Origin of the sequence: Falsiruegeria mediterranea M17, assembly GCF_900302455.1 — a bacterium.
GTDB lineage: Bacteria > Pseudomonadota > Alphaproteobacteria > Rhodobacterales > Rhodobacteraceae > Falsiruegeria > Falsiruegeria mediterranea.
Genome location: NZ_ONZG01000006.1, coordinates 1 through 23,298, shown reverse-complemented (window position 1 = coordinate 23,298; position 23,298 = coordinate 1). Strand labels below are relative to the sequence as shown.

Annotated in this window: 27 protein-coding genes and 1 pseudogene; 11 read left to right on the top strand and 17 right to left on the bottom strand. The window is 58.4% G+C overall.

Annotation, left to right across the window (positions count from 1 at the left end; translation table 11 throughout):
• Positions 1-69: 69 nt before the first annotated feature.
• Positions 70-1,131, top strand: coding sequence for a YeeE/YedE family protein (locus TRM7615_RS12655; RefSeq protein ID WP_108788058.1), 1,062 nt, complete (start codon positions 70-72; stop codon positions 1,129-1,131).
• Here TRM7615_RS12655 and hemA read toward each other — a convergent pair whose 3' ends face one another.
• From hemA to TRM7615_RS12585, 14 genes are all read right to left on the bottom strand, one after another.
• Positions 1,132-2,349 (bottom strand): 5-aminolevulinate synthase, encoded by a 1,218-nt coding sequence (gene hemA / locus TRM7615_RS12650; protein WP_108788056.1) that lies wholly within the window; start codon positions 2,347-2,349, stop codon positions 1,132-1,134. It abuts the gene before it with no gap.
• The gene (locus tag TRM7615_RS12645; protein WP_108788054.1) at positions 2,349-2,777 is read right to left on the bottom strand and encodes a DUF302 domain-containing protein; all 429 of its coding nucleotides are present in this window, start codon (positions 2,775-2,777) and stop codon (positions 2,349-2,351) included. Before TRM7615_RS12645 ends, hemA begins: the two co-directional genes overlap by 1 nt.
• A 90-nt stretch (positions 2,778-2,867) precedes the next feature.
• Entirely contained in the window at positions 2,868-4,124 is a 1,257-nt protein-coding gene (locus TRM7615_RS12640; RefSeq protein WP_108788052.1) for an NAD(P)/FAD-dependent oxidoreductase, read from the bottom strand.
• A gap of 25 nt (positions 4,125-4,149) precedes the next feature.
• Positions 4,150-4,854 (bottom strand): c-type cytochrome, encoded by a 705-nt coding sequence (locus tag TRM7615_RS12635; RefSeq protein WP_181892919.1) that lies wholly within the window; start codon positions 4,852-4,854, stop codon positions 4,150-4,152.
• A gap of 6 nt (positions 4,855-4,860) precedes the next feature.
• The gene (locus tag TRM7615_RS12630) at positions 4,861-6,165 is read right to left on the bottom strand and encodes a c-type cytochrome (protein WP_108788048.1); all 1,305 of its coding nucleotides are present in this window, start codon (positions 6,163-6,165) and stop codon (positions 4,861-4,863) included.
• Complete coding sequence (gene soxC / locus TRM7615_RS12625) at positions 6,149-7,420, bottom strand: sulfite dehydrogenase (RefSeq protein WP_108788046.1); 1,272 nt, start codon at positions 7,418-7,420, stop codon at positions 6,149-6,151. Before soxC ends, TRM7615_RS12630 begins: the two co-directional genes overlap by 17 nt.
• Before the next feature lie 20 nt (positions 7,421-7,440).
• Positions 7,441-7,872: a DsrE family protein gene (locus TRM7615_RS12620; protein ID WP_108788044.1), complete on the bottom strand. Its 432-nt coding sequence runs from the start codon at positions 7,870-7,872 to the stop codon at positions 7,441-7,443.
• 11 nt (positions 7,873-7,883) lie between these two features.
• A complete protein-coding gene (gene soxB / locus TRM7615_RS12615) occupies positions 7,884-9,581 on the bottom strand; it encodes a thiosulfohydrolase SoxB (protein ID WP_108788042.1) in 1,698 nt (565 codons plus the stop codon).
• 87 nt (positions 9,582-9,668) lie between these two features.
• Positions 9,669-10,499, bottom strand: coding sequence for a sulfur oxidation c-type cytochrome SoxA (gene soxA, locus TRM7615_RS12610; RefSeq protein WP_108788040.1), 831 nt, complete (start codon positions 10,497-10,499; stop codon positions 9,669-9,671).
• A 37-nt stretch (positions 10,500-10,536) separates the two neighbouring features.
• Positions 10,537-10,866 (bottom strand): thiosulfate oxidation carrier complex protein SoxZ, encoded by a 330-nt coding sequence (gene soxZ, locus TRM7615_RS12605; RefSeq protein WP_085794353.1) that lies wholly within the window; start codon positions 10,864-10,866, stop codon positions 10,537-10,539.
• Positions 10,867-10,889: 23 nt separating this feature from the next.
• The gene (gene soxY / locus TRM7615_RS12600; RefSeq protein WP_108788038.1) at positions 10,890-11,312 is read right to left on the bottom strand and encodes a thiosulfate oxidation carrier protein SoxY; all 423 of its coding nucleotides are present in this window, start codon (positions 11,310-11,312) and stop codon (positions 10,890-10,892) included.
• Between the two features lie 24 nt (positions 11,313-11,336).
• On the bottom strand, positions 11,337-11,792 hold the full coding sequence (soxX, locus tag TRM7615_RS12595) for a sulfur oxidation c-type cytochrome SoxX (protein ID WP_108788036.1): 456 nt from the start codon (positions 11,790-11,792) through the stop codon (positions 11,337-11,339).
• 153 nt (positions 11,793-11,945) lie between these two features.
• Complete coding sequence (locus tag TRM7615_RS12590; RefSeq protein ID WP_108788033.1) at positions 11,946-12,506, bottom strand: thioredoxin family protein; 561 nt, start codon at positions 12,504-12,506, stop codon at positions 11,946-11,948.
• A gap of 17 nt (positions 12,507-12,523) precedes the next feature.
• On the bottom strand, positions 12,524-13,264 hold the full coding sequence (locus tag TRM7615_RS12585) for a cytochrome c biogenesis CcdA family protein (protein WP_108788577.1): 741 nt from the start codon (positions 13,262-13,264) through the stop codon (positions 12,524-12,526).
• Positions 13,265-13,346: 82 nt separating this feature from the next.
• On the opposite strand from TRM7615_RS12585, the gene TRM7615_RS12580 reads away from it, so the two are divergent.
• From TRM7615_RS12580 to TRM7615_RS26240, 5 genes are read left to right on the top strand one after another with little or no spacing between them, the layout of a single operon-like run.
• On the top strand, positions 13,347-13,715 hold the full coding sequence (locus TRM7615_RS12580) for a thioredoxin fold domain-containing protein (protein ID WP_181892858.1): 369 nt from the start codon (positions 13,347-13,349) through the stop codon (positions 13,713-13,715).
• 5 nt (positions 13,716-13,720) lie between these two features.
• On the top strand, positions 13,721-14,086 hold the full coding sequence (locus TRM7615_RS12575) for an ArsR/SmtB family transcription factor (protein WP_108788573.1): 366 nt from the start codon (positions 13,721-13,723) through the stop codon (positions 14,084-14,086).
• A 54-nt stretch (positions 14,087-14,140) separates the two neighbouring features.
• On the top strand, positions 14,141-15,196 hold the full coding sequence (locus TRM7615_RS12570) for a YeeE/YedE family protein (protein ID WP_108788571.1): 1,056 nt from the start codon (positions 14,141-14,143) through the stop codon (positions 15,194-15,196).
• A gap of 18 nt (positions 15,197-15,214) precedes the next feature.
• A complete protein-coding gene (locus tag TRM7615_RS25760; RefSeq protein ID WP_207775233.1) occupies positions 15,215-15,562 on the top strand; it encodes a maltose acetyltransferase domain-containing protein in 348 nt (115 codons plus the stop codon).
• 36 nt (positions 15,563-15,598) lie between these two features.
• Positions 15,599-15,763, top strand: a complete 165-nt coding sequence (locus TRM7615_RS26240; protein WP_207775232.1) for a DapH/DapD/GlmU-related protein — start codon at positions 15,599-15,601, stop codon at positions 15,761-15,763.
• 240 nt (positions 15,764-16,003) lie between these two features.
• Here the strand turns inward: TRM7615_RS26240 and tuf are convergent, their stop codons facing one another.
• The 3 genes from tuf to parC all read right to left on the bottom strand — a co-directional run bounded on the left by tuf (position 16,004) and on the right by parC (position 20,336).
• A complete protein-coding gene (gene tuf / locus TRM7615_RS12560; RefSeq protein WP_108788031.1) occupies positions 16,004-17,179 on the bottom strand; it encodes an elongation factor Tu in 1,176 nt (391 codons plus the stop codon).
• A gap of 140 nt (positions 17,180-17,319) precedes the next feature.
• Positions 17,320-17,952 (bottom strand): hypothetical protein, encoded by a 633-nt coding sequence (locus tag TRM7615_RS12555; protein WP_235824086.1) that lies wholly within the window; start codon positions 17,950-17,952, stop codon positions 17,320-17,322.
• Between the two features lie 32 nt (positions 17,953-17,984).
• Entirely contained in the window at positions 17,985-20,336 is a 2,352-nt protein-coding gene (parC, locus tag TRM7615_RS12550; protein WP_108788029.1) for a DNA topoisomerase IV subunit A, read from the bottom strand.
• 208 nt (positions 20,337-20,544) lie between these two features.
• On the opposite strand from parC, the gene TRM7615_RS12545 reads away from it, so the two are divergent.
• The 5 genes and pseudogenes from TRM7615_RS12545 to TRM7615_RS12525 form a co-directional block, all read left to right on the top strand.
• Entirely contained in the window at positions 20,545-21,174 is a 630-nt protein-coding gene (locus TRM7615_RS12545) for an SH3 domain-containing protein (protein ID WP_108788027.1), read from the top strand.
• Between the two features lie 68 nt (positions 21,175-21,242).
• Entirely contained in the window at positions 21,243-22,070 is an 828-nt protein-coding gene (locus TRM7615_RS12540; protein WP_108788025.1) for an SDR family NAD(P)-dependent oxidoreductase, read from the top strand.
• 81 nt (positions 22,071-22,151) lie between these two features.
• Entirely contained in the window at positions 22,152-22,358 is a 207-nt protein-coding gene (locus tag TRM7615_RS12535) for a twin transmembrane helix small protein (RefSeq protein ID WP_108788023.1), read from the top strand.
• Complete coding sequence (locus TRM7615_RS12530; RefSeq protein WP_108788021.1) at positions 22,359-22,931, top strand: cob(I)yrinic acid a,c-diamide adenosyltransferase; 573 nt, start codon at positions 22,359-22,361, stop codon at positions 22,929-22,931.
• A gap of 240 nt (positions 22,932-23,171) precedes the next feature.
• Positions 23,172-23,298: pseudogene (locus tag TRM7615_RS12525) on the top strand (electron transfer flavoprotein subunit beta/FixA family protein); the annotation flags it as partial.

Sequence of the window (23,298 nt, the reverse complement as noted above, 5' to 3'; positions counted from 1 at the left end):
TGAGCCACATCAAGGCCGTTGGGGCCGCGATGTGGCATCCGTGTCGGAACGGAACAAGGTCGCCAAATCATGCTGGAAACCCTGATCGACCAATACGGAGAAGGCTGGCTTTTGCTGGGTGCAGGCGCAATTGTTGGTCTGATTTTTGGCGCCGCCGCATACCAGTCGCGCTTTTGTCTGCGCGCCGCCTGTGCCGAAGTTGCCGACGGTATCTTGGGCCCCAAACTGGCGATCTGGCTAACAGCTTTCCTTGCCGCTCTGGCCTCGGTTCAACTGGCGATCTTGGCTGGTGTCCTGGATGTTTCCAACGCCCGGCAAATCGCTGCCACAGGCAGCCTGTCAGGTGCGATCCTGGGCGGGCTGATGTTCGGAACGGGCATGATCCTGGCGCGAGGTTGCGCAAGTCGCCTGCTGGTTCTGTCAGCCTCGGGCAACCTGCGCGCCATTGTGACAGGCCTGGTTCTGACGCTGACAGCACAGGCTTCGCTGCGTGGTGTCTTGTCCCCTCTGCGAGAGGATCTGAGCACGCTCTGGACCATTCCGGGCGGTCCTGACCGGGCGTTGTTTGACCCGCAAGGACCAATGTTCTTTGCCGTGGTCGCCCTTGCCACGCTTGCCTTCCTTGCAGCCCTTTGGTTCGGGCGTAAACGTGGGTTGTCAGCCTTGGAGTTGACGTCCTCGACCGTTGTCGGCCTTGCGGTGTGCGGCGGTTGGGTCATGACCTATGCGATCGCGAACACCTCGTTCGAGGTCGTCGCGGTGCAATCCGTCACCTTTACCGGCCCCTCGACCGATACGCTCATGGCACTGATCAACGAAAGCTCAATCCCCTTGACCTTTGGTCTGGGTCTGGTGCCGGGTGTCTTTTTGGGCGCCATGGCGATAGCCCTGTTCAAGGGCGAGGCCCGCATTCAACGGTTCGAGGCGGACTTGCCGATGGAGCGGTATCTGATCGGTGGAGTTCTGATGGGGTTCGGCAGCATGCTGGCGGGCGGTTGCGCCGTGGGAGCAGGCATGACCGGTGGCGCGATTTTCGCGCTCACCGCATGGGTCGCGGTGTTTTCCATGTGGGTTGGCGCTGTAACCACCCACACGGCGCTGAACCTCGCGGCCAGGCGTCGCAACGCCTGACTACTGTGCAGCCAGCGGCTGACGGGCCAGTTCGCACTGCGCCCAAAGAGCTTCCAACGCGTCGATCAACACATCGATATCCGCGTCAGAATGCACCGGTGATGGCGTGATCCTGAGACGTTCAGTTCCCTTTGGAACCGTTGGATAGTTGATCGGCTGGATGTAGATCCCGTAATCCCGCAGCAGAATATCCGAGATGTATTTGCACTTTACCGGATCACCCACCATCACCGGAATGATGTGACTGGGGTTCTCCAGATGCGGCAAGCCAATAGCATCGAGCTGCTGTCGCACCTGCGCCACGCGGGCCTGATGCGCCTGCCGCTCGACATTGCTTTGCTTGAGATGCCGAACCGAGGCCGCAGCACCCGCAGCAATCGCAGGCGGCAACGCAGTGGTGAAAATAAAGCCCGACGCAAAGGAGCGCACGAAATCGCAAAGCTCGGCCGAGGCCGCGATATAGCCACCCACAACACCAAAGGCCTTGCCCAGCGTGCCCTCGATCACCGTCAAACGATGTGACAGCCCCTCACGTTCGGCGATCCCACCACCGCGGGCACCATAAAGACCGACGGCGTGCACCTCATCCAGATAGGTCATCGCCCCATAGCGATCCGCCAGATCGCATATCTGTGCGATGGGGGCGATGTCGCCATCCATGGAATAGACGCTTTCAAAGGCGATCAGCTTGGGACAATTGGCAGGCAAAGCTGCCAACTTGGCCTCCAGATCGGCAACATCATTGTGTTTCCAGATCACCTTTTGCGCGCGGCTGTGACGGATGCCTTCGATCATCGAGGCGTGGTTCTTTTCGTCCGACAAGATCACGCACCCGGGAATGCGCGCCGCCAAAGTGCCCAGCGCGGCCCAGTTCGATACGTAACCCGAGGTAAAGAGCAAGGCCGCCTCTTTGCCGTGCAGGTCCGCCAGTTCCGCTTCAAGCTCGACGTGGGCATGGGTGGTGCCGGAAATATTCCGCGTCCCCCCTGCCCCCGCACCGCTACGATCAATTGCCTCGTGCATGGCGGCCAACACCTTGGGGTGTTGGCCCATGCCAAGGTAATCGTTCGAACACCAGACCGTCACATCACGGTTCAGGTCGTGGCTTTTGGCGCGGGGAAAGGCTCCGCGTTGCCGCTCCAGATCGGCAAACTGGCGATAGTTGCCTTCTTCGCGCAACTGGTCCAGCTCGGCCCGAAAGAACCTGTCGAAATCCATCACTGATCAGCCGCCTCGGCGACGATCTTGGCCAGCAGATCCTCGACCTTTTTCATCGGCCCTTCGGGATAGGGTCGATAACCGATCATCACTTCGCCCTCACGCTCGGCAACGAAGATGCCATAGGGGCAGTGCATGATGTTCATCGGGTCGGCCTCCATCATCTCGCGCGACAAGACCGCCGAGCAGAATAGAAAGACATCAGCCGCCGCAAAAATCTCGGCATCGCTGCCCACATCCGCGCCGGTGCGGTTCATCATCTCGCCGACGTGGCTGACATAGTCGATCACCAGCCCCTCGCCCACGATGGCACTTTCGACAGCAAATGTCGCGTCGTCAAAAGAGCCGTCAAAGGGGACTGTAACGGGCCCTTCGGCCCAAGCCGCCGACGCCAACCCCATCGACAGTGCAAAACTCAACGCTTTCATGTTCTTTCCTCCTGTTCCGTCTCCAAACCTTGGCATCCCTACCCGCCCCAGTCCTTGAGCCATGTCAGAGACCGGGGCAGCTGGGTAAGATCAACCAAGCATGTCGGCTGTGATGCCCGAATACCAACCTTCAGATTCCTGATAGGTTGCCTTGCGCACATCCGCGCTTTCGCCGGTTTGCGAGATAAACCCATCGACCTTGGCGATCTTGTCTGGTGTGGCCTCATACGTGGCACCCACCTTGACCCCGTCATCGGCGGCAATCAGCGACCAGCAGGTGTTCGAGAATTTGGCCGGGAAGACCTTGGAACCTGTCAGTGCACCGCGAACGGCATTGGCACAGACCTTGGCCTGGCTGTTGGCGGAAAAGCCCGATTTCGGCATGTCGCCCTGCTGCGAGGCATCGCCCAGCACGTAGACATCCGGATCCGCCTTGGTGGACATGTCGGCGGCATTCACTGGCGCCCAATTGCCATCCGTGACACCGGCGATATCCGCAATGCGGCCTGCTTTCATGGCGGGGATGACGTTGCAGACGTCAACCTTGGTCTCTTCGCCATCAATGGTAACGGTCATGGCGCTGGCATCGACACTTACATTACCGCCGCCGAAATCCTCACCGATCCAATCGACCATGCCTTCGTAGTGGTTGGACCAGCCTTCCTTGAACAGACCCATTTTCGAGAACTTCGGCTTTGGGTCGGCCACGATGATCTTGGCCGTTGGATTGTTGTTCTTCAGGTAATGCGCCACCATCGAAATGCGTTCGTACGGTCCCGGCGGGCAACGATAGGGGTTCGGCGGCGCAACCATGGCAAACACCCCGCCCTCGGGCATCGCCATCAGCTGCGCTTTGAGCAGTTCGGTCTGCGATCCGGCCTTATAGGCATGCGGCATCGCGTTTTGCGTGGTGATGTCCCAGCCGGGTACCGACATGTCGACAAAGTCGATACCGGGACTGAGGATCAGCTTGTCGTATTTGATCGACGCACCACCCGCGAGAGTCACCGTCTTGGTGTCGCGATCAACACCCACGGCCCAATCGTGCACAACATTCACGCCGTTTGCCGCCAAACCACCATAGCTGTGGCCCAGATCGCTCATCTGTTTGAAACCACCCAGATAGAGGTTCGAGAAGAAGCAGGTGTAGTAGGTTCGCGTCGGCTCGATCAGGGTCACGTCGACCGCGCCCTTGCTGTCCTTGGCGATATAGCGCGCGGCTGTTGCGCCACCTGCTCCGCCACCAATCACAACAACGCGGGGTTTTCCGTGACCGTCCGCCAAGACCATCGGAGCAGCCATCGCAGCGGCTGTTGCCCCCATAAACATGCGTCTGTTCAGTGTCATTTCGCGTTCTCCTCCCACTGGAACCTCAGTTGTCGAGGTTCTTAAAGTATGCCGCCAAGGCGGCGATCTCCTCTTCGTTCAACCGTCCCGCGATCATTTGCATGACAGGATGTTTGCGTTGTTTGTTCTTGTAGGCATGCATGGCCACGACAAACTCATCCTCGGGCCAATAGACGATCGACGGAATACCATCATCACCCCCGCTGGCCTGATGGCAGGTCGTGCATTCGCTGCTTAGATATTCCCCGTATTCCGGGTCGCCCTGGATCGCCAGAATCACCGGGTCGATGTCGTGATCCGTTGGGGTCGCTGTCGGATCAGCCTCTGGGATGTTGGCCGGATCATCAGAAAACGTCCGCAGGTAGGCGATCACGTTCTTTCGGTCGGTCTCATCCTTGAGCCCACGATAGCTCATCCGGGTTCCCGACGCATATGAGCGCGGATTTTCCAGAAAGGCATCCAGCGTTTCGGCATGCCATTCCAACCCGCTGGCCCCGGCCCGCTGAAAGCTCTTGGAATACTTGAAATCCTCAAGTCCCGCAGCGGGTCGGCCAAAGAGTCCGTTCAGATGCGGGCCGATGCGATGCGTCGCCCCGGCCCCGACCTGATGACAGCCCTTGCACTGGGAATAGACCTTGGCGCCGGCCTCTGGATCACCAAATTCATCGGCTGTGGCAGGTGACCCAAGCAGAGCCGCCGCAACCGTTGAAAGTAACCAAGAGTATCGCATCATGGATCAGTTCCCAAACGTCGCCAGGTAGGCGTTGATCGCTTGCTGGTCGCTATCCTTTTTGAGGCCCGAGAACGACATTTTGGTGCCCTTCATGTACGCCTTTGGCTTGGACAGGAACTCGGCCAATGAGGCCTCATCCCATACGCGGCCTTCTTCCAGTGCAGTTTTGAACGTGTTGGAATACTTGAACCCATCCACCGAACCAAAGGTGCGCCCGAACAAGTCGTTCAGATGCGGGCCGGTCTTGTTCTTGGCCCCGTCGCCAACCTGGTGGCAAGCCTTGCACTTTTTGAAGACCTTTTTACCCGCTTCGATCAAAACGTCGCCGTCATCAGCCTTTGCAGGCTCTGGTGCGGCCTCAACCGCGGCTTTGACCGGTTTCGGCGCAGCCTCGGGGATAAACGACGGCCCATCTGACGAGAAGCTTGGGAGCCCTTCGACCTTGGCCGGGTTCATCATGGAATTGGTGCCGCCTTCAGGCGGGGTTTCCACCAAAAAGACCGAGCGCATGGTAATTTCTACCGCGTCCTTGCAGTTGTCCATGCACGGCTCGACCCGCCAGGTCGCGTATTCAAGATCAGGGCGATCGTCGATGACAAAGCCGTCTTTGTTGTGCATGTCAAAGTTGGCCAGGTTCTCGTTGCTCAACTCAAACTCATCATCGATCAGATCGTTGGAGTACAGGATGTATGCGACGATCGCATAGGTTTCATCCGGGGTCAGAGTACCTGCCTCGCCAAAGGGCATCGACCGATAGACATAGTCATAAACCGTCGACAGATGCGGCCAATAAGAGCCCACGGTTTTGACCGGATCTTCGTCCGCCAGCGTGTCGAAGCCACCGGCCAGAACCGGCCAATTGTCGACGCCTTCGGCAAAATCACCGTGGCAGGACGCGCATTTGTCGGCAAAGACCTCTTCCCCGTCAAAGGCGTTTCCACTGCCCACCGGCAGGCCCCGCCCGTCGGGCAGAACGTCCACATCCCAAGCGGCGATCTCTTCGGCCATGGCCACGCGGCCCAAACCATAGGCACCTTCCATTTGGGGTGCCGGTGACGTCAGGTTGGTGCCCTTGGCAGCCTGTTCCTGCGCCTCGGCCACGGCAAGTTCCAGCGCCGTGGCGCGCTCGGCTTCGGCCTTGGCCTTATCGCTGGCAGAGGACACGCGTGCCTCAGCCTTTTCAACGCGATCTTCGAGCAGCGCAATGGTGTCGGCGCCATAGTTGCGGGACGAAAACCCGTAAGCGGCCCCAAGCATCAGGGCAATCCCGCCAATTGCGGGGAGCACGAGGTTAGGAGACTTCGACATTCTCGGCGATCCCTTCTGCGTTCACGTACCAGGTCTGGATACAGTTGTTGTGGTAGACAGAGTTTTCCCCGCGCTGTTCGCGCAGTTGGTCCTTGGTCGGCTGGACATAGCCGGTTTCATCCATCGCTCGCGATTGCAGCAGCATCGGCGCGCCGTCCCAATCGGTATCCAGATAGAAACGGGTCAGCGCCTTGGTGTCGCCCTGCTTGCCCAGGCGCGCGGTTTCCCACGTGATGCCACCATCCTTGGACACATCAACACGGGTGATCTGTCCGTGGCCTGACCACGCCAGGCCGGAAATGACCATCGGCCCCTTGCCATGGGTGATCGGCATCTGCGGGCTGGGAGAGGTGATGACCGATTTGGCATCCATCACCCAGGTCCATTTGCGCGCGGTGCCGTCCTCATACACGTCGGTGTATTTCGAGGTTTCTTCGCGGCTTTCCACGGCAGCATCGGTCACTTCGACCCGGCGCAGCCATTTGACCCACATGTTGCCTTCCCAACCGGGCACGACCAGGCGCACAGGATAGCCATGCTCCATCCGCAGCGCCTCGCCATTGGCTTTGAACGCCACCAGCACATCGTCCAGTGCCTTTTCCATCGGGATCGACCGACCGTTGGATGACGCATCAGCGCCTTCGACATAGACCCATTTGTCTTTGAAATCGCCCGCAGCGCCAAGCCCGGCTTCGTTCAACAGCGCACGCAGCGGAACGCCGGTGTATTCCATGTTGTGGATCATGCCGTGGGTGAATTGCACGCCATTCAGCTGCGCCCCTGCCCATTCCATGCCGGTGTTGGCCGCGCATTCGCAGAAGTAGACATGGTTCTCGCGCGGAAAACGTTCCAGATCCTCGTAGGTGAACACCAAGGGTCGGTCGACCAGACCGTTGATCATCAGGCGATAGTCGCCTTTGGTCAGCTCAATAGCGCCGGAATGATGACGCTCGAACGCACAGCCCTGCGGTGTAATCGTGCCGTCCAGTGCGTGAATGGGGGTAAAGTTGATCGACGAAATGGGCGAGGCAGTCAGCCATTCCACATTGCGCCGGATCACGTCCGCCTCAAACCGGATCGGCAGGCCGTAGGGGGTTTCATCGACCCCCGCGCCCGTGATCGAGGCCCAGTCCTGCAACTCGGTAATGAGCGTGTCAGGCGATTGCGCCCCCGCTGCACCCGCCACAGATCCAGCCGCAACCGCAGCGCCCCCGCGAAGAAAAGCCCGACGAGAGGGTTTGAACATGTCAGCCATGGATGTTTCTCCTTGGTTTCTTAGGGCCGGATATAGGCGTAACCGTCTTCTTGCAGTTCGATCAGCCGCACCACGCCCGAGGGCACCACAGAGGCTTCGCTTAGAAGGGTAACGTCTTTGCCCGCCTTTTCGCTCATCTTGCGATGGGTATTGCCGCAGGCCGCAAAACTTAGGTTGTCCATCTCCAGCGACATCGTGGAGATGCGGTCAGCGACCGGACTTTTGCCGTCGACAAACATATTAAGGCCGGGACCGTACGCAACCAATTCCACGATCACTTCATCGCCGATGGATTTGTAGTAGTTCGAAACGTTCTGCACATTGTTGAGGGCCATGTTCATGACCTTTGGGTCATTTTCGTCAACATGCACGGCCACCTTGTGTGTCACCCCCTCAGCTGAGGCGAGACCAGCGGCCAAGGTAATTGCAGCAGCACTCAGAAAAGTTTTCATTTTCTTCTCCCTTAAACTCCGACGACTTCGACACTGTTGTTTTCTGTCACCGTTACGGTGCCCAGCTTGGCGATATGATTTTCCACCACATCCCAGATCTGCGGTCCTTCGGTGCCTTCGTTGACCGAGGCCCAACCAGCCACGACAAATGAACGTGCCGGGTCAATTGGCTCTCCGGTTTTCAGCAAGGTCATGTTGGAAATCCGCGAGCCCTGCGGCTGACCCACATCGACGCGGTAACCAAGACCACCGGTGCGCACCATGTCGCCGCCCTGCTGATAATAGGGATCAGGGTTGAAGATGTTGTCGGCCACGTCTTCGAGCACGACCTTCAGGAACTCGCCCGTCATCTCGGTCCGGTACGCCTCGCCATAACTCATGGATGTGACGTTCCAGATGTCCTCACGCGTGATATCCTGACCGGGTACCAGCGACGGCCCCCAGCGCACACCAGGGCTGAGCGCGATCTCGGCCTCACGCTCGGACAAGAGCGCATCGCAGATCAGGTCATCCCAAGTGCCGTTGAAGTTGCCACGGCGGTACAACAGGCTGTCGGTCTGGCCGATCACCTCGGTCATCTGAGCCAGGTAGGGCGCGCGCTGTTCGTCAATCAGGGCGGTCATTTCAGCGTCCGGCGTGATCACGTCCGAGAAGATCGGGATCAGCTTGTGGCGATAACCCATCATCCGGCCATCGCGCACATCGAGATCGACCCGCGATACGAATTTGCCGTTCGATCCTGACGGAACAATGATCGTATTCCCGACCACCGCCGGTTCCGGCAACGCATCGTGGGTGTGGCCGGACAGGATCACATCAATGCCCGGCACCACGCTGGCCATCTGCTTGTCCACGTCAAAGCCATTGTGGCTGAGCACGACGACGCAATCGGCACCTGCGGCGCGGACCTCTTCGACCATTGCGGCCATGTTCTCGTCCCGGATGCCAAACGAGTATTCGGGGAACATCCAACGCGGGTTTGCGATCGGCATATAAGGGAAGGCCTGACCGATCACGGCGATCTTGGAACCGCCACGCTCAAACATCTTGTAGGGCGGGAACAGGTCTGTGGGTTCGTCCCATTCCGCGTCAAAAATATTCTGGCCCAGCGCCGCAAACGGCAAGCTTTCAACCAATTCGTTCACCCGCTCGGACCCCAGCGTGAATTCCCAATGGAAAGTCATGGCATCAGGGTTCAGGGCGTTCATGACGTTGACCATGTCCTGCCCCTGGGTGTGATAGCAGGTGTAAGATCCATGCCAGGTGTCACCACCGTCCAGCAAAATGGCGTCCGGACGGTCCGCGCGGATCGCCTTGACCACGGTGGCCACCCGATCCAGCCCGCCAACGCGACCATACATGTCCGCCAGCGCCGAAAAGTCGCCCGAGCTGAGCGCATAGTGGCTGGGGGAGCCATCCGCGATGCCGTAAAGCTTGCGGAAGTCAGCCCCGGTTACATGCGGTACGGCTCCCTTGTTGCCACCGACACCCAAGTTGACCGAGGGTTCGCGGAAATAGATCGGCTTGAGCTGCGCGTGAATGTCGGTGATGTGGATCAGCGAGACATTCCCGAAGGTTTCAAACTCCAACAACTGATCCTGTGTCAGCCGCTGCTGCGCCGCCAAACGCGCCCAATTGCCAAAACCCGACGCCCCGACAATGGCCGAAGCCGCCATGCCAACCTGTAGGAAATCTCGCCGCGAAATCATGTGCACCTCTTTCATTACATATGCGCATGTATGAATTTATTATGTGGAAAAGAGCCCCGCACCAAAAGGCACGGGGCAACAGTCAGGTCAGTTACGCACCGACGGGGTTTCGACAGACAGGCCCTGCCCGCGCGATGCGAGATAGAGCTCGAGCGCCTTGAACTCATCGCCACCCTCTTTGAACGGGGTTGCGCGGATGTTCTTCATACAGCCCTTGAAACGACCATGGATCGAGTTCAGCTTGGCGTTTTTCAGACGATAGGTCGGGAAACCGTTGACCTGCCCCTGGCTCAGATGGTCCGCACGGATCATCATGCCATAGTTGTCTTCGTGGCAGTTCGAACAGGCCATATCCAACTGGCCCACGCGGGTGTAGTAGAGCTCTTTGCCCTTTTCCCAGAACGGTGCCGCATCGCCGTCGATGGCCACATTCATCGGCATGCCACGGGATTGAACCCCGATCAACGCCGTCATTGCGGTCATATTGCCCTTGGACCATTTCCAAGGCTCGGCTTCCATGCGTTCAGTCCGGCATTCGTTGATCAGATTTTCCATCGTGACCAACTCGCCATCGTCAACGCGCGGCAATTGCGTGCGCAAACCCGCGAAATCCGCGACATCTTCGTGGCAGGACGAACACGCCTTGCCTGCCGCGCCGTCCACCTTGTCCCACAGGTCCTCGGCCTGCTCGACAAAGACAAACGCGGGATTGTCGAAGTCATCCATTTCCAGCGCCTGCGTTTCCACAGAACGGAAGCGCCAACCCGAATAGATCGTGTCGACGTTTTCCATATGCGACGGTGCTGCAATTTCGGTCACCATTGCCTCTCCGTCGATGGACAAAGAGTTGCTGTCCTGTGCGGCGGCAGATGTGCCTAGGCTTATGAGTGCAAATGTAGCCCACAGTTTCTTGGTCATTTCGGTCCCTCCTCCCTGGCGAGATCGTCCGTTTTTCTTACTGGACTTTGATCTTCTTGCTTGTGTCGTAGACCGAGCCGTCGTCGTCGTACCAGGTGAACTTGAACTCACCGGATTCGGGCACGGTTGCCTCAAACTGGAAATAGGGGTTGGTCGAGATCGCCGGTTCCAGCGTTACGTCGATCACGCTCTCGCCGTTGAACTCGGCCGTGAAGCGGTTGATGATCGAGCGCGGAATGACGTTGCCATCATCGTCCTTGCGCTGACCGCTTTCCATCTTGTGGCTGATCAGGGTCTTGATGGTGATCGCTTCGCCAGCAGCAGCCGACTTGGGGACTTTGACGCGGGGTTTTACACCAGATGCCATGTTGTTTCTCCTCGTGTTCCGGGTCAGCCGCCGCAGCCGCCGATGGTTACCTTGACGTTGGCCGATGCCTTCTGGAACGAGCCGTCTTCCATCTTGGCGATCGCAACTACGTTCTGCGTTGATGCCAGACGGATGCGGGTCGATGCGCTGCGCGATGCGGCCAGAGGACCAAAGTTGAAGGTCGCAACGTTGGGAACCGGGTTACCGTCCGCAAAGAGCGTGATCGCGACCGCGCCTGGTGCGTCCACTTCGATCGGAACGGTATTGCCGTTTTCCGCGATTTCGGGGGCTGTGATGGTGATTGCACCTTCGCCCAGCTCTGCACCGCCGGTCAGTTTGGCGATTTCATCGTCGGTCAGCGAGGCGAATGCAGGCAGCGACCCCATGGCCGTTGCCGCAACTCCGGCCGAGCTCAGGATCAGCAGATTGCGCCGAGTTAGTTTCATAATGTTCTCCTAGGTTCGGGGGCTTCAGCTGTCTTTCAACGTCATCAAGTAAGCAATGATGTCTTCGACCTGCTGCGCCGAAAGGATGCTTTGGCCTGCGAATTTATCCAGCGGACGTTCATAGCCGCTATCGATGTAGAAGGCGGGCATGATCGTGCCCTCAAAGACCATCTTGGAATTGGATACGATGCCGCGCAGCTCTGCCTCGGTCCAGCGTTCACCGACGCCATCCATCATGGGGCCAACTTCGCCGTGGAATCCCTCTTCCGGCATGTCAGAGTTTGCGTGGCATGCCAGGCAATTCCCCTGCTTGCGATTTGCAAAGACCTTTCGACCGTTGGTCGCGTCGCCTGCCTGTCCTGTCAGCGAGGCGTTCACCACCCCGTCTTCATAAACAACGTCCGCAGGCTTTACGTCGCCGGCTGCAACCGCAGTCGCGCCAAAAGCGGTGCAAAGCGTCAAGATGAGTGCGCGTTTCATGTATCCTCCCTCAGACGATTCTTATCCGTCGTGCATTGCACACTAATGCACACTGAGGCGTCATCGCAATATCAAATTCAACTACATGAATTTTTATATCTGTTCGCACGTGCAGAATCTGGCGAAATTTTGTTTCGCGCTTGCAGAAAGTCGTCACCCTTTCTGCTCTTCCAGCTTGCGTGCGTGATACTTTTGGAAAGGTTCGCTTTCTTCGTACCCCTTTTCAACCACCCAATTCAACATGTTGAAAGTCGTTCCCTTGCCGAATGCTCCTGGCATATTGGCGACAGCGGCCTGGGCAGCAGTAACGGTATCAGGCACCTCTTGCGGCAGGAAATAGATGTTGGGTGTGAACAAGGCACCCCAGCGTTTCACCATGTCCTTTTCCGGCAGTGCGGTGCCATCGAAATCTGTCACTTCGACATCGCCGAACATGTTGATCTGAACCACAAAATAATTGGCCTCGATGTAGTCGGCGATCTTGTCGACGACAAAGACCTCTTCGTGCATTTTCTTGCAATAGATGCACCCCCGTTGCTCGATGATCAGCATCAGACGTTTGCCTTCGGCATTCGCCTCATCCAGATCTTCGCGCAGGTCCTTGAAGGTGTCGCGCATCCATGGCGCCTTGTGCAGGCCGTCATCGCCAACCTCGGCGGCGGCCAATGGCATTGCGATCAGGGTCGCTAGGGCAAGAACAATAGCTCGAAACATGGTTTCCTCCTACAAAGTCAGCCAATGGCGCTGAACCACGGAATGTGCTCCAGCATCCACTGCGCGATCAGATTGATTGAGTTGGTCGCGATCAAAATACCGAACAGCACCAGCATCCCGCCCATGATTTTCTCGACCGTGCCCAGATGGCGACGGAATCGGGACATCCACGACATGAACGGTCCGATGAACAGCGCCGCAACCACAAATGGCAGGGTCATCCCCAGCCCATAGACAAACAAGAGCGTCGCCCCCTGCGCGGCAGAATCCTGCCCCGCAGCCGTAAACAGAATCGCAGCCAGCACAGGGCCGACACAAGGCGTCCAACCAAAGGCAAAAGCCAGCCCGATGACGTAGGCCCCGATATAGCCAACATTGCTGGTGTCACCCGCATCCGCGCGGAACTGGCGATACAGAAACCCGATGCGGACGACGCCCAGAAAATGGAGACCCATCGCAATGATCAGAGCGGCAGCGGCCCACCGTAGAATGTCGAAATACTCGCGTACCATCTGGCCAAAGGCGCTGGCCGTGGCCCCCAACCCCATGAAGATCGTAATCACCCCAAGCGCAAAGCAGCATGCGGCCAGAAACGCCCGCCGTCGCACGTCTGATGTGATCGCTGAATCGGCCGAAATCTGGTTCATGCCCACGCCCGCCAGATAGCTCAGATAAAATGGCACGATGGGCAGAATGCACGGCGACAGAAAGGACAGCAGCCCGGCAATCAAAGCCCCAAAATACGTGACGTCGAACATGGTGCCTCTCAAATCGCCAAGCTTGTAATATTCAAACATAGGATTATGATGTATTGCAGTGACTCGTCAATTGGGGAACCACGTGAAACTGTTGGGCGCCTTTCTTATCGCAACCTTGGGCTGGCTACCTTTGGCCGCCACGGCTGACACCTACCTGCTAATGGCGGAAGAGGATGGCTGCTATTGGTGTGCCAAATGGAACGAAGAGATTGCCCACATCTACCCCAAGACGGTCGAAGGCAAAACAGCGCCGCTGAGGCGCTATGACCTGCACAGTGAAACGCCCGACGTCTCCTTTGTGCGCCGCGTCCACTTCACCCCGACCTTCATCCTTGTTCAGGATGGGGCCGAGGTCGGCCGCGTCGAAGGATACCCGGGCGAAGACTTCTTTTGGGGCCTACTCAATCAGATGTTTGAACAGGCAAGAATCCCCCTGGACACAACAGGATGAGTGCCATGACACCTGAACCCCGCCCCGACACTATATCGCGCCTGCCCGTATTCGATCCCAACATGTGCGCTGAAGATATGGAGCGCATGATGCAAAACGCACAACAGGCCTCGAACTTCCTCAAGGCGATCAGCCACGAGGGGCGGTTGATGATTCTCTGCCATCTCGCAACCGGAGAGAAGTCGGTCACCGAACTGGAAGAGCTGCTGTCCGCCCGCCAGGCTGCGGTGTCACAGCAGCTATCGCGCTTGCGGCTAGAGGGCTTGGTCACCCCCCGACGCGATGGCAAAACGATCTACTATTCCTTGACAGACGACCGCCCCAAACAAATCATGGAAGTGGTCTATGACCTCTTTTGCAGGCAAGACTGATCCAAGACCATCGCTGGTCTGCCTTTGGAGAGGAGGCCGCACATGTTCGAATCACTGCTCGAAAATTTGGGAGAGGCCAATACAGCGGCCCTGATCGGCTTGATCGGGGGCCTTGCCTTGGGCTTGGCAGCGCGCATAGGCCGGTTTTGCACCTTGGGCGCGATAGAAGATGTTCTTTACGGCGCCGACGACCGTCGTCTGCGCATGTGGGGCATCGCCATCGGAGTCGCCATAATTGGGGTGCATCTTGCGATGTATCATGGCGCGATGGATGTGGCACAGACCACCTATCTGGATCGCGTCTGGAGCCCTATGGGCACAATCATCGGCGGGCTGATGTTCGGCTATGGCATGGCGCTCAGCGGCAATTGCGGCTACGGCGCTTTGGCCCGGCTGGGGGGCGGCGACTTGCGCGCCTTTGTGATCGTCATTGTCATGGGCCTCTCGGCCTATTTCGTCATGTCCGGCCCCCTTGCGCATACACGAGTCATGATCTTTCCGGTCGAATTCAACGCCGAAACGCCACAAGGTTTCAGCGCCTATGCCGAGAAATTCTGGGGCATTTCGCCCCTTATCACCGGGCTGAGCATTGGTGGCGCCATTCTTGCCTTTACCCTGTCCAGCGCCGCAATTCGCGCCTCCCCTAAACACATCTTCTGGGGCACCGTCGTGGGGTTGGCCGTGGTCTCGGGATGGGTCGGCACCTATTGGGTCGCCCACACCGGATTTGACGCGGAACCCATCGAAACCCACAGTTTCGTCGCCCCCATTGGCGACACCATCTATTACGGTATGACCGCCTCGGGGAACACGCTGTCATTCAGCGTCGGTTCGGTTGTGGGCGTCATCCTGGGCGCCTGCCTTGGATCGTTCTCCAAAGGGCATTTCCGCTGGGAAGCCTGCGAAGACCCTCGTGAACTGCGCCGCCAGATCTTGGGAGCCGTCATCATGGGACCGGGGGCGATTCTCGCCGTTGGATGCAGCCTGGGCCAAGGCGTCTCGGCCTTTTCCGTGCTGGCCTACAGTGCGCCAGTAGCGTTTGTCGCGATCTTCGCAGGCGCTGCCATTGGATTGAAGCAACTGATCACCGGCTTTGCTCCGGCTGAGTAGAACATCCCAAGGCCGCCTGTGACCGACACATTCGACACTCGCGCCAATCAAACCATGGCGCGCCACACCAAAGCGCGCCGTCTGCTGAAGGCGTACAATGCATCGGATGCCGAAGAGCGGGATATACGCACGCAGATACTGTCCGACCTGCTCGGCACCTGCAGACCAGGCGCTTGGATCGAACCGCCGTTCTTTTGCGACTATGGCGACAACATTCACCTGGGTGCAGGCGTGTTCATCAACTTCAACTGCACCATGCTGGACGGCGATCAAATTCACATCGGCGAAGGCACCCTCTTGGGTCCGTCGGTGCAAATTTACGCCACCACCCATCCAATCCGCGTCGAGGACCGTATCTATACCTAAGATGGCCTGCCGAAATATCGCACATCCGCCCAGCCTGTGACGATCGGCAAACATGCCTGGATCGGTGTCGGGGCCATCATCTTGCCCGGGGTTGAGATCGGTGATGGTATCACTGTTGGCGCGGGGTCGATTGTGACACAGTCCCTGCCCGAGCGGGTCTTTGCGGCGGGGAACCCATGTCGGATTGTGCGAGAGCTCTAAGTGATGAAAAGGGCCGCTCCGATTGGAGCGGCCTTCTTTTTGGTCTCACCGGTGTGGCTTTCGGGGGTTTTGCCTGAGGCAAAAGCCCCTGTCGCCACTGGCCAGAGTTTTCTAGGGAAACACGACCTTACTCCGTGATTTTCGACGCTCTTTGGGCGGACGTCTCGGGATCATTGAATTCAAACGAAAAAGGGCGCCCATTTGGGCGCCCTTTTCCTTCTGATCATTCGCAAGAGCGAATTATTCAGTGATCTTCGACACGACGCCGGCGCCGACGGTGCGGCCGCCTTCGCGGATGGCGAAGCGCAGACCCTGCTCCATCGCGATCGGTGCGATCAGCTCAACGTCGAACTTCAGGTTGTCGCCAGGCATAACCATTTCGGTGCCCTCGGGCAGGTTCACGGTGCCGGTGACGTCAGTTGTACGGAAGTAGAACTGAGGACGATAGTTCGCGAAGAACGGCGTGTGACGGCCACCCTCTTCCTTGGTCAGGATATAGGCTTCGGCTTCGAACTTGGTGTGCGGCTTGACCGAACCCGGCTTACACAGAACCTGGCCACGCTCAACGCCGTCACGGTCAACACCACGCAGCAGGGCACCGATGTTGTCGCCTGCTTCACCGCGGTCCAGCAGCTTGCGGAACATTTCAACGCCGGTGCAGGTGGTTTTCGAAGTGTCGCGGATGCCGACGATTTCGATCTCGTCGCCAACATTGATCACGCCACGCTCGACACGGCCGGTCACAACGGTACCACGACCCGAGATCGAGAACACGTCTTCGATTGGCATCAGGAACGGCTGGTCAACAGCGCGCTCAGGGGTGTCGATGTAGTCATCAACAGCCGCCATCAGCTCCTTGATCTTCTCTTCGCCGATTTCGGGCTTGTTGCCTTCCATCGCGGCCAGAGCCGAACCTGCAACGATCGGGATATCGTCGCCCGGGTAGTCGTACGAAGACAGCAGCTCGCGGATTTCCATTTCCACCAGTTCCAGCAGTTCTTCGTCGTCAACCTGGTCAACTTTGTTCATGAAGACGACCATCTTCGGGATGCCAACCTGGCGGCCCAGCAGGATGTGCTCGCGGGTCTGGGGCATCGGGCCGTCAGCAGCGTTCACAACCAGGATCGCGCCGTCCATCTGCGCCGCACCGGTGATCATGTTCTTCACATAGTCAGCGTGGCCGGGGCAGTCGACGTGTGCATAGTGACGTGCCTCGGTCTCATACTCGACGTGTGCGGTCGAGATGGTGATGCCGCGTGCTTTTTCTTCCGGCGCGCCGTCGATCTGGTCGTAGGCTTTGAAGTCGCCAAAATATTTGGTGATTGCTGCGGTCAGCGTGGTCTTGCCGTGGTCAACGTGGCCGATCGTGCCGATGTTGACGTGCGGTTTTGTACGCTCAAACTTTTCCTTTGCCATTCCTCAGGCGCCCTTTTGCGATTTGGGGGACCCTTGGTCCCGGTTTGCATCTGCGCGCGCGGGATATTTGGTTCCAGAGGGAAAATCAAGAGCATCCTGTACTCTGGATCGACCTTGAGATGGTTTTACTGCCGCTGTTGCTATTCCGTGGCCGGAGCAGGCTCGGCCCGTGCGTTGAACCAGCCGTTTTCAGCGTGCTGCTCGGCAATCCACTCTTCGATGGCGTCGGCAATATTCAATGACAAACCCGCAATCTGCTCTTCCTTGGTGCGGCTGTGCCCGGATCCCAGAATCGCACTCTGTCCGGTGGTATCCTCAAAGATTTCCATCTGCTGTTTCTTGGCGAGGAATGTCTCGTTAGCCACGTCATAGACAAAGACATTCACCACCACGACGCTCTTGGGATTGACCAGGACAGGAACGCCGGGAGGCGCCAGCATGTACCCTTCGAGCGAGACGGCCACATCATATTCCTGCCCACCTTCATAGCGGCGCAATCTTGTTTCCATCGCGTTTTCCATCGGCGCATTCCATTCCGAGGGCTCTGCGCTGCGCGACAGCGGCCATTGTTTGGCCTTGTCGGTGTAGACGTGAATGACCCGAGCGCTGAATGCACCCAAGTCTTCGGGAGCCTCGTTCAGCTGAGTCGAGCCGCAGGCGGCCAAAAAAGACACGCAAGCGAGAGAAAACAGAAGTCGGATCATGGATAGCGTCTCGATATGCCTATGTTTGGGACGGTGTATCGCAGCGCGGTTGCCGATGCCAAGCAGCATCGGCGCTTTTCCTCGCACCTGCATTCAAAACGTCACGAAAACTTGTAACTGCGTGGGAAACCATAGGGCGGACGCTTGCCAACGCCAGCCCGTTTGGCCAGCCATTGCGTCATATCCGGTTCGTGCCGGGTTTTGTCTCCACCCATCGGCCAGCTAAGCCCGTCATCCCAATTGAACGTGGTGATGTCCGACAACCCACCGTCCAACTCCAGCGCCCCCTGCTTTCCGCGTGCCATATTGTACTTCTGCAGGCGCACCCCTTTGCCGCGCCCCATCTCGGGCAGTTCCAAGGTTGGGAACACGAGCAGCTTGCCGTTCTGGGACACGACGGCGACATGATCACCCATCACCGGCTTGCAGATCATCGCACGTTCGTCTTCGCCCTTGACGTTCAGCACCTGTTTCCCGGTGCGGGTCTGGGCCACCACATCCGGCTCCGGCACCACAAAGCCGTTGCCCGCATTCGAAGCCACCAGCAGCTTGCGTTCCGGGTTATGGATCAAAATGTCGACGATCTCGGCCTCATTGGGCAGATCAACCATCAGTCGCAAAGGCTCACCCATGCCGCGCCCACCAGGCAGGTTCGCGGCACTGATCGTATAGAACCGGCCATTGGTGCCAAAGACCAGCAGGCGGTCGGTTGTTTCGGCGTGGAAGATAAACCGTGGCCCGTCGCCGTCCTTGAACTTCAATTCGCGCTTCAGGTCGATGTGGCCGGTCATCGCCCGGATCCACCCCATCTGTGAACAGACCACTGTAATCGGCTCGCGGTCGATCATCGCCTCAAGCGGCACCTCTTCGATGGCCCCGGCCTCGGCAAAAACGGACCGGCGCGCGCCGCCTTCGTAATCCTTGCCAAAGGTCTTCTTGGTTTCTTTGAGCTGCTCGGCAATCTTGGCCCATTGCAAGGCCGGATCCGCAATCAGGTCTTCGAGGTTTGCGCGCTCTTCCATCAGGGCGTCACGCTCGCGGACCAGCTCCATCTCTTCGAGACGGCGCAAGCTGCGCAGACGCATGTTCAGGATCGCGTCGACCTGAACCTCGCTCAGCTCACCCTCCCCTGGAAGGGGTGAAACATAACTGGCCTCGTCCATTGCACGGACATGTTTGATGCCCCAATCCTCGCGCATCAGCGCGGCCTTGGGGTCGTCATCATAGCGGATGATGTCGATGACACGGTCCAGGTTGAGGAAGGCGACGATAAAGCCTTCCAAGACCTCCAACCGGTGGTCGATCTTGGCCATCCGGTGGCGCGAGCGGCGCAACAGCACGTCCTGTTTGTGGTCAAGGAAGGCGCGTAGTACCTCTTTGAGCGAGCAGACCTTGGGCGTCACACCGTCGATAAGGACGTTCATGTTCAGGCTGAACCGCACTTCCAAATCCGAGTTGCGGTAGAGCATGTTCATCAAGACGTCCGGGTCGACGTTTTTTGAACGCGGTTCTAGCACCACCCGAATGTCGTCCGCAGATTCGTCACGCACATCGGCGAGAATCGGGATCTTCTTGGTCTGGATCAGCTCGGCGATCTTTTCGATCAGCTTGGATTTCTGCACCTGATAGGGGATCTCGGTGACAACAATCTGCCATTGGCCCCGCCCCAGATCTTCGACCTCGTACTTGCACCGCAGGCGGAACCCACCGCGCCCCGTCCGATAGGCTTTGGCGATTTCTTCTTGCGGCTCGACAATGACGCCCCCGGTCGGGAAATCCGGCCCCGGAACATAATTCAGCAACGTGTCGTCGCGCACATCCGGCACTTTGATCATGTGCAGGCAGGCGTCGCAAAGCTCAGCGATATTATGAGGCGGGATGTTCGTTGCCATCCCGACCGCGATGCCGCTGGCGCCATTGGCCAACAGGTTCGGGAATTCGGCCGGCAAAACCACCGGCTCGGTCAGGCGCCCATCGTAATTGTCGCGGAAATCAACGGCGTCTTCGTCCAAGCCCTGCAACAGCGCCTCGGCCACAAAGGTCATCCGTGCTTCGGTGTATCGGCTGGCCGCCGGGTTATCGCCGTCGATGTTGCCGAAATTGCCCTGACCGTCGACCAGCGGATAGCGCACGTTGAAGTCCTGCGCCAAACGCGCCATCGCGTCATAAATCGCGGCGTCGCCATGCGGGTGGAAATCCCCCATCGTGTCGCCCGAAATCTTGGCGGACTTCAGAAACTTGCCGTTCGACGCCAACCGCAAGCGGTTCATCGCATAAAGGATTCGCCGGTGAACCGGTTTAAGCCCGTCGCGCGCATCCGGCAGGGCGCGGTGCATGATCGTGCTCAGCGCATACGTCAGATAGCGATCACCAATGGCTCGGCGCAGTGGCTCGGCCACTTCTCCGGCACCTTCGGGGGACTTCATGTTGGGGTCGTCGATAGTATCCGTCATAGATGATGTGATACGCCGCCTGCGGGCGCGGGTAAAGCAAGCAAGGGTCATTTTACTGGGGACAACTCGGCAAATCCGCCACAGGGGGAGGATTACCACCTGCTTCCCCGAGATTTCGACTCTCCGCCGGCGATATGGTATTCTGCATCGATAAGCTGCTGTCGATTTCTACTATTGATTCACCTTTTGCCTGTGGGGGAGGCGCGCCATGCGCTTTGTTTTGGTATCTTTTGCATTTCTGGGCTTTGCATTCTACGAGCTCAGCGGAGGCGCCGACTTCGAGCCGCGCGGTGTCCGTCCGGACGAACCCGAAAAAGTGGCCTACAGCCCGGCGCCCAAACCAAAACCCGTTGCCGAACCGGTAACGGCCGTCGCACTGGTGGCCAAACCCGTTCTCAAGCCGCGTCAGAACAAGGTAGAAGCGCCCGGACCCGTTGAAGAACCTGAACTAACTGCCGAAGAAACCGCAAAGCGCCTTGCCCAGATCAAGCCTGGTCTACAATCGGGACTGAACAGTTTCGGTCAAAACGTCGGTGCCAGCCTTACATTGGCCTCGCTGGAACAAGGCGCGGTATCCTTTCAGACAAACACCGAATCCGAAGCGCCCCAAGTTGCGGCGCCCGAAGAACCCAAGGCCGACATCCGCGAGGTCCTGGGCACCCGCGTGAACATGCGCGACGGGCCCGGCACGATCTATCCTGTCGTTGCTCGACTGAACATCGGCCACAAGGTCGAAGTTCTGAGCGAATCCGGCACTGGGTGGTTGCGCCTGCGGGTTTTGCCCGAGCAACAGATGGGTTGGATCGCGGCATCGCTTGTCAGCAAAAAGTCACCCTGATCCCTACCTTGCATTGATTCGTTCGCTGCGATCGGCATAGCTGCCCGCAAACTCAGGCGAGGAACGACATGCAAAAAACCATCCTGATCACAGGTTGCTCATCCGGTATCGGTTACGACGCGGCCCTGGGCATGCGAGAACAGGGGTGGCGCGTGTTCGCCTCGTGCCGCAAACAGGCCGACTGCGACCGGCTGCGCGAAGAAGGCTTTGACAGCCCTCTGATCGACTACACCGATGCCGCATCCATCGCCTCTGGCCTGCAAGAGGTTCTGGACGCCACCGGCGGCAGCTTGGACGTTCTGTTCAACAACGGGGCACACGGATTTCCCGGTGCGGTCGAGGATATTCCGACAGACGGGTTGCGACATATCTTCGAGACCAATTTTTTTGGCTGGCACGAACTGACCCGTCGGGTCATCCCGGTGATGCGCGATCAAGGGCGTGGGCGGATCATCCAGTGTTCCTCGATTCTTGGCCTTGTCGCATTTCCATGGCGCGGCGCCTATGTCGCCACCAAATACGCGCTCGAAGGGTTGACCGACACCTTGCGACTGGAACTGCACGGTTCCGGAATTGAGGTGTCACTGATCGAACCCGGCCCAATCACATCCAAGCTGCGGGAAAAGGCGATCCCGATTTTCGAACGCTACATCGACTGGGAAAACTCGGCCCTGCGCGAGAAATACGAAAGCTCTCTGCTCAAGCGCCTCTATCACAGTTCAGGCCCGGACACCTTCGAGCTCCCCGCGTCTTACGTTACCAAGCGCCTCGTTCACGCGGCGACCGCTGCGCGCCCCCGCCCGCGCTACTACGTCACGACACCCACTTACATCGGTGGTTTCCTGCGGCGCATCCTGTCCACGCGGGCCACTGACCGCATCCTGACGCGGCTCTGAGACAAAAAAACCTGTTCGCTTTTGTCCCATCCGCCGCTAGATGACCGGCTAGAGTTCACCTTTTTTGCTGTGAGGCCGCAAATGGAAAACCTGGTTTTTGTCGTCATGCTCGGGGCCATGTTTGCCGTCGTGCTGGTCTTGGCCATCGGCATCGGGGGGTTTGGTGCAGGCGGCAAGTTCAACGCCAAATACGCCAACAAGATTATGCGCCTGCGCATCCTGTTTCAGGCAATCGCTGTGATCCTGATCGTTCTTTATGTCTATTTGCGCGGACAAGGAGGCCAATAGATGGTCGTTCTCAACAAGATCTACACCCGCACCGGAGACAAGGGTGACACCGCCTTGGGCAATGGTGACCGTGTCGCAAAATTTTCGGACCGCGTAACCGCCTATGGCACCACCGATGAATTGAACTCCTTTGTTGGGGTCGCCCGCCTTGTGGCCGAGGAAGACATCGATGCAGCCCTGTCGCGCATCCAGAATGACTTATTTGATTTGGGCGCCGACCTTTGCCGTCCCGACATGGAAAAAGACGCCGAGGCCGAGTATCCGCCCCTGCGCGTGACCCTTGATCAGGTCGACCGCCTTGAGGAAGAGATTGACGTCATGAACGATGCGCTGGATCCGCTGCGCAGCTTTATCCTGCCGGGTGGTTCTGCCCTGGCGGCGCACTTGCACGTCTGCCGCACAGTTGCCCGTCGCGCCGAACGCTTGGCCGTGGAGTTGGGAGCGCATGAGCCTGTGAACCCTGCGGTGGTCAAGTACCTGAACCGACTCAGTGACTGGTTCTTTGTCGCCGCCCGTGTCGCCAACAATGGCGGCAAGGACGACGTGCTCTGGATTCCGGGCGCGAACCGCTGAAACCTGCATATCAGTTGCGACAAATTGGCCCCTCCCGCGTCCAAGCGACTCGGGTGGCGTCTGTACATGAGCGAAATTTTCTTGCGTTTAGCGCTCACGAAATGACGAAACGCGACGTCGATAGACGCTGACGTGACGATTTTGCCCTGTTGCGATCTGACCCAAGGCGCTATCTAGCCGGGGAGAGCATTGGTGGAGTCGCGTTGCGGCTTGCCGTTTTTGTAAGGAGCAAACGCAAAAATGAAGGTACTTGTGCCTGTCAAGCGCGTGATTGACTACAATGTGAAGGTTCGCGTTAACGCGGATGGTAGCGGTGTCGATCTCGCCAATGTCAAAATGTCGATGAACCCGTTCGACGAGATTGCAG

Bases quoted from the DNA above. Each gene is read 5' to 3' on its own strand.
- TRM7615_RS12655 (WP_108788058.1), top strand. From the start codon at position 70: ATGCTGGAAACCCTGATCGACCAATACGGAGAAGGCTGGCTTTTGCTG.
- hemA (WP_108788056.1), bottom strand. From the start codon at position 2,349: ATGGATTTCGACAGGTTCTTTCGGGCCGAGCTGGACCAGTTGCGCGAA.
- TRM7615_RS12645 (WP_108788054.1), bottom strand. From the start codon at position 2,777: ATGAAAGCGTTGAGTTTTGCACTGTCGATGGGGTTGGCGTCGGCGGCT.
- TRM7615_RS12640 (WP_108788052.1), bottom strand. From the start codon at position 4,124: ATGACACTGAACAGACGCATGTTTATGGGGGCAACAGCCGCTGCGATG.
- TRM7615_RS12635 (WP_181892919.1), bottom strand. From the start codon at position 4,854: ATGCGATACTCTTGGTTACTTTCAACGGTTGCGGCGGCTCTGCTTGGG.
- TRM7615_RS12630 (WP_108788048.1), bottom strand. From the start codon at position 6,165: ATGTCGAAGTCTCCTAACCTCGTGCTCCCCGCAATTGGCGGGATTGCC.
- soxC (WP_108788046.1), bottom strand. From the start codon at position 7,420: ATGGCTGACATGTTCAAACCCTCTCGTCGGGCTTTTCTTCGCGGGGGC.
- TRM7615_RS12620 (WP_108788044.1), bottom strand. From the start codon at position 7,872: ATGAAAACTTTTCTGAGTGCTGCTGCAATTACCTTGGCCGCTGGTCTC.
- soxB (WP_108788042.1), bottom strand. From the start codon at position 9,581: ATGATTTCGCGGCGAGATTTCCTACAGGTTGGCATGGCGGCTTCGGCC.
- soxA (WP_108788040.1), bottom strand. From the start codon at position 10,499: ATGACCAAGAAACTGTGGGCTACATTTGCACTCATAAGCCTAGGCACA.
- soxZ (WP_085794353.1), bottom strand. From the start codon at position 10,866: ATGGCATCTGGTGTAAAACCCCGCGTCAAAGTCCCCAAGTCGGCTGCT.
- soxY (WP_108788038.1), bottom strand. From the start codon at position 11,312: ATGAAACTAACTCGGCGCAATCTGCTGATCCTGAGCTCGGCCGGAGTT.
- soxX (WP_108788036.1), bottom strand. From the start codon at position 11,792: ATGAAACGCGCACTCATCTTGACGCTTTGCACCGCTTTTGGCGCGACT.
- TRM7615_RS12590 (WP_108788033.1), bottom strand. From the start codon at position 12,506: ATGTTTCGAGCTATTGTTCTTGCCCTAGCGACCCTGATCGCAATGCCA.
- TRM7615_RS12585 (WP_108788577.1), bottom strand. From the start codon at position 13,264: ATGTTCGACGTCACGTATTTTGGGGCTTTGATTGCCGGGCTGCTGTCC.
- TRM7615_RS12575 (WP_108788573.1), top strand. From the start codon at position 13,721: ATGACACCTGAACCCCGCCCCGACACTATATCGCGCCTGCCCGTATTC.
- tuf (WP_108788031.1), bottom strand. From the start codon at position 17,179: ATGGCAAAGGAAAAGTTTGAGCGTACAAAACCGCACGTCAACATCGGC.
- TRM7615_RS12555 (WP_235824086.1), bottom strand. From the start codon at position 17,952: ATGCTGCTTGGCATCGGCAACCGCGCTGCGATACACCGTCCCAAACAT.
- parC (WP_108788029.1), bottom strand. From the start codon at position 20,336: ATGACGGATACTATCGACGACCCCAACATGAAGTCCCCCGAAGGTGCC.
- TRM7615_RS12545 (WP_108788027.1), top strand. From the start codon at position 20,545: ATGCGCTTTGTTTTGGTATCTTTTGCATTTCTGGGCTTTGCATTCTAC.
- TRM7615_RS12540 (WP_108788025.1), top strand. From the start codon at position 21,243: ATGCAAAAAACCATCCTGATCACAGGTTGCTCATCCGGTATCGGTTAC.
- TRM7615_RS12535 (WP_108788023.1), top strand. From the start codon at position 22,152: ATGGAAAACCTGGTTTTTGTCGTCATGCTCGGGGCCATGTTTGCCGTC.
- TRM7615_RS12530 (WP_108788021.1), top strand. From the start codon at position 22,359: ATGGTCGTTCTCAACAAGATCTACACCCGCACCGGAGACAAGGGTGAC.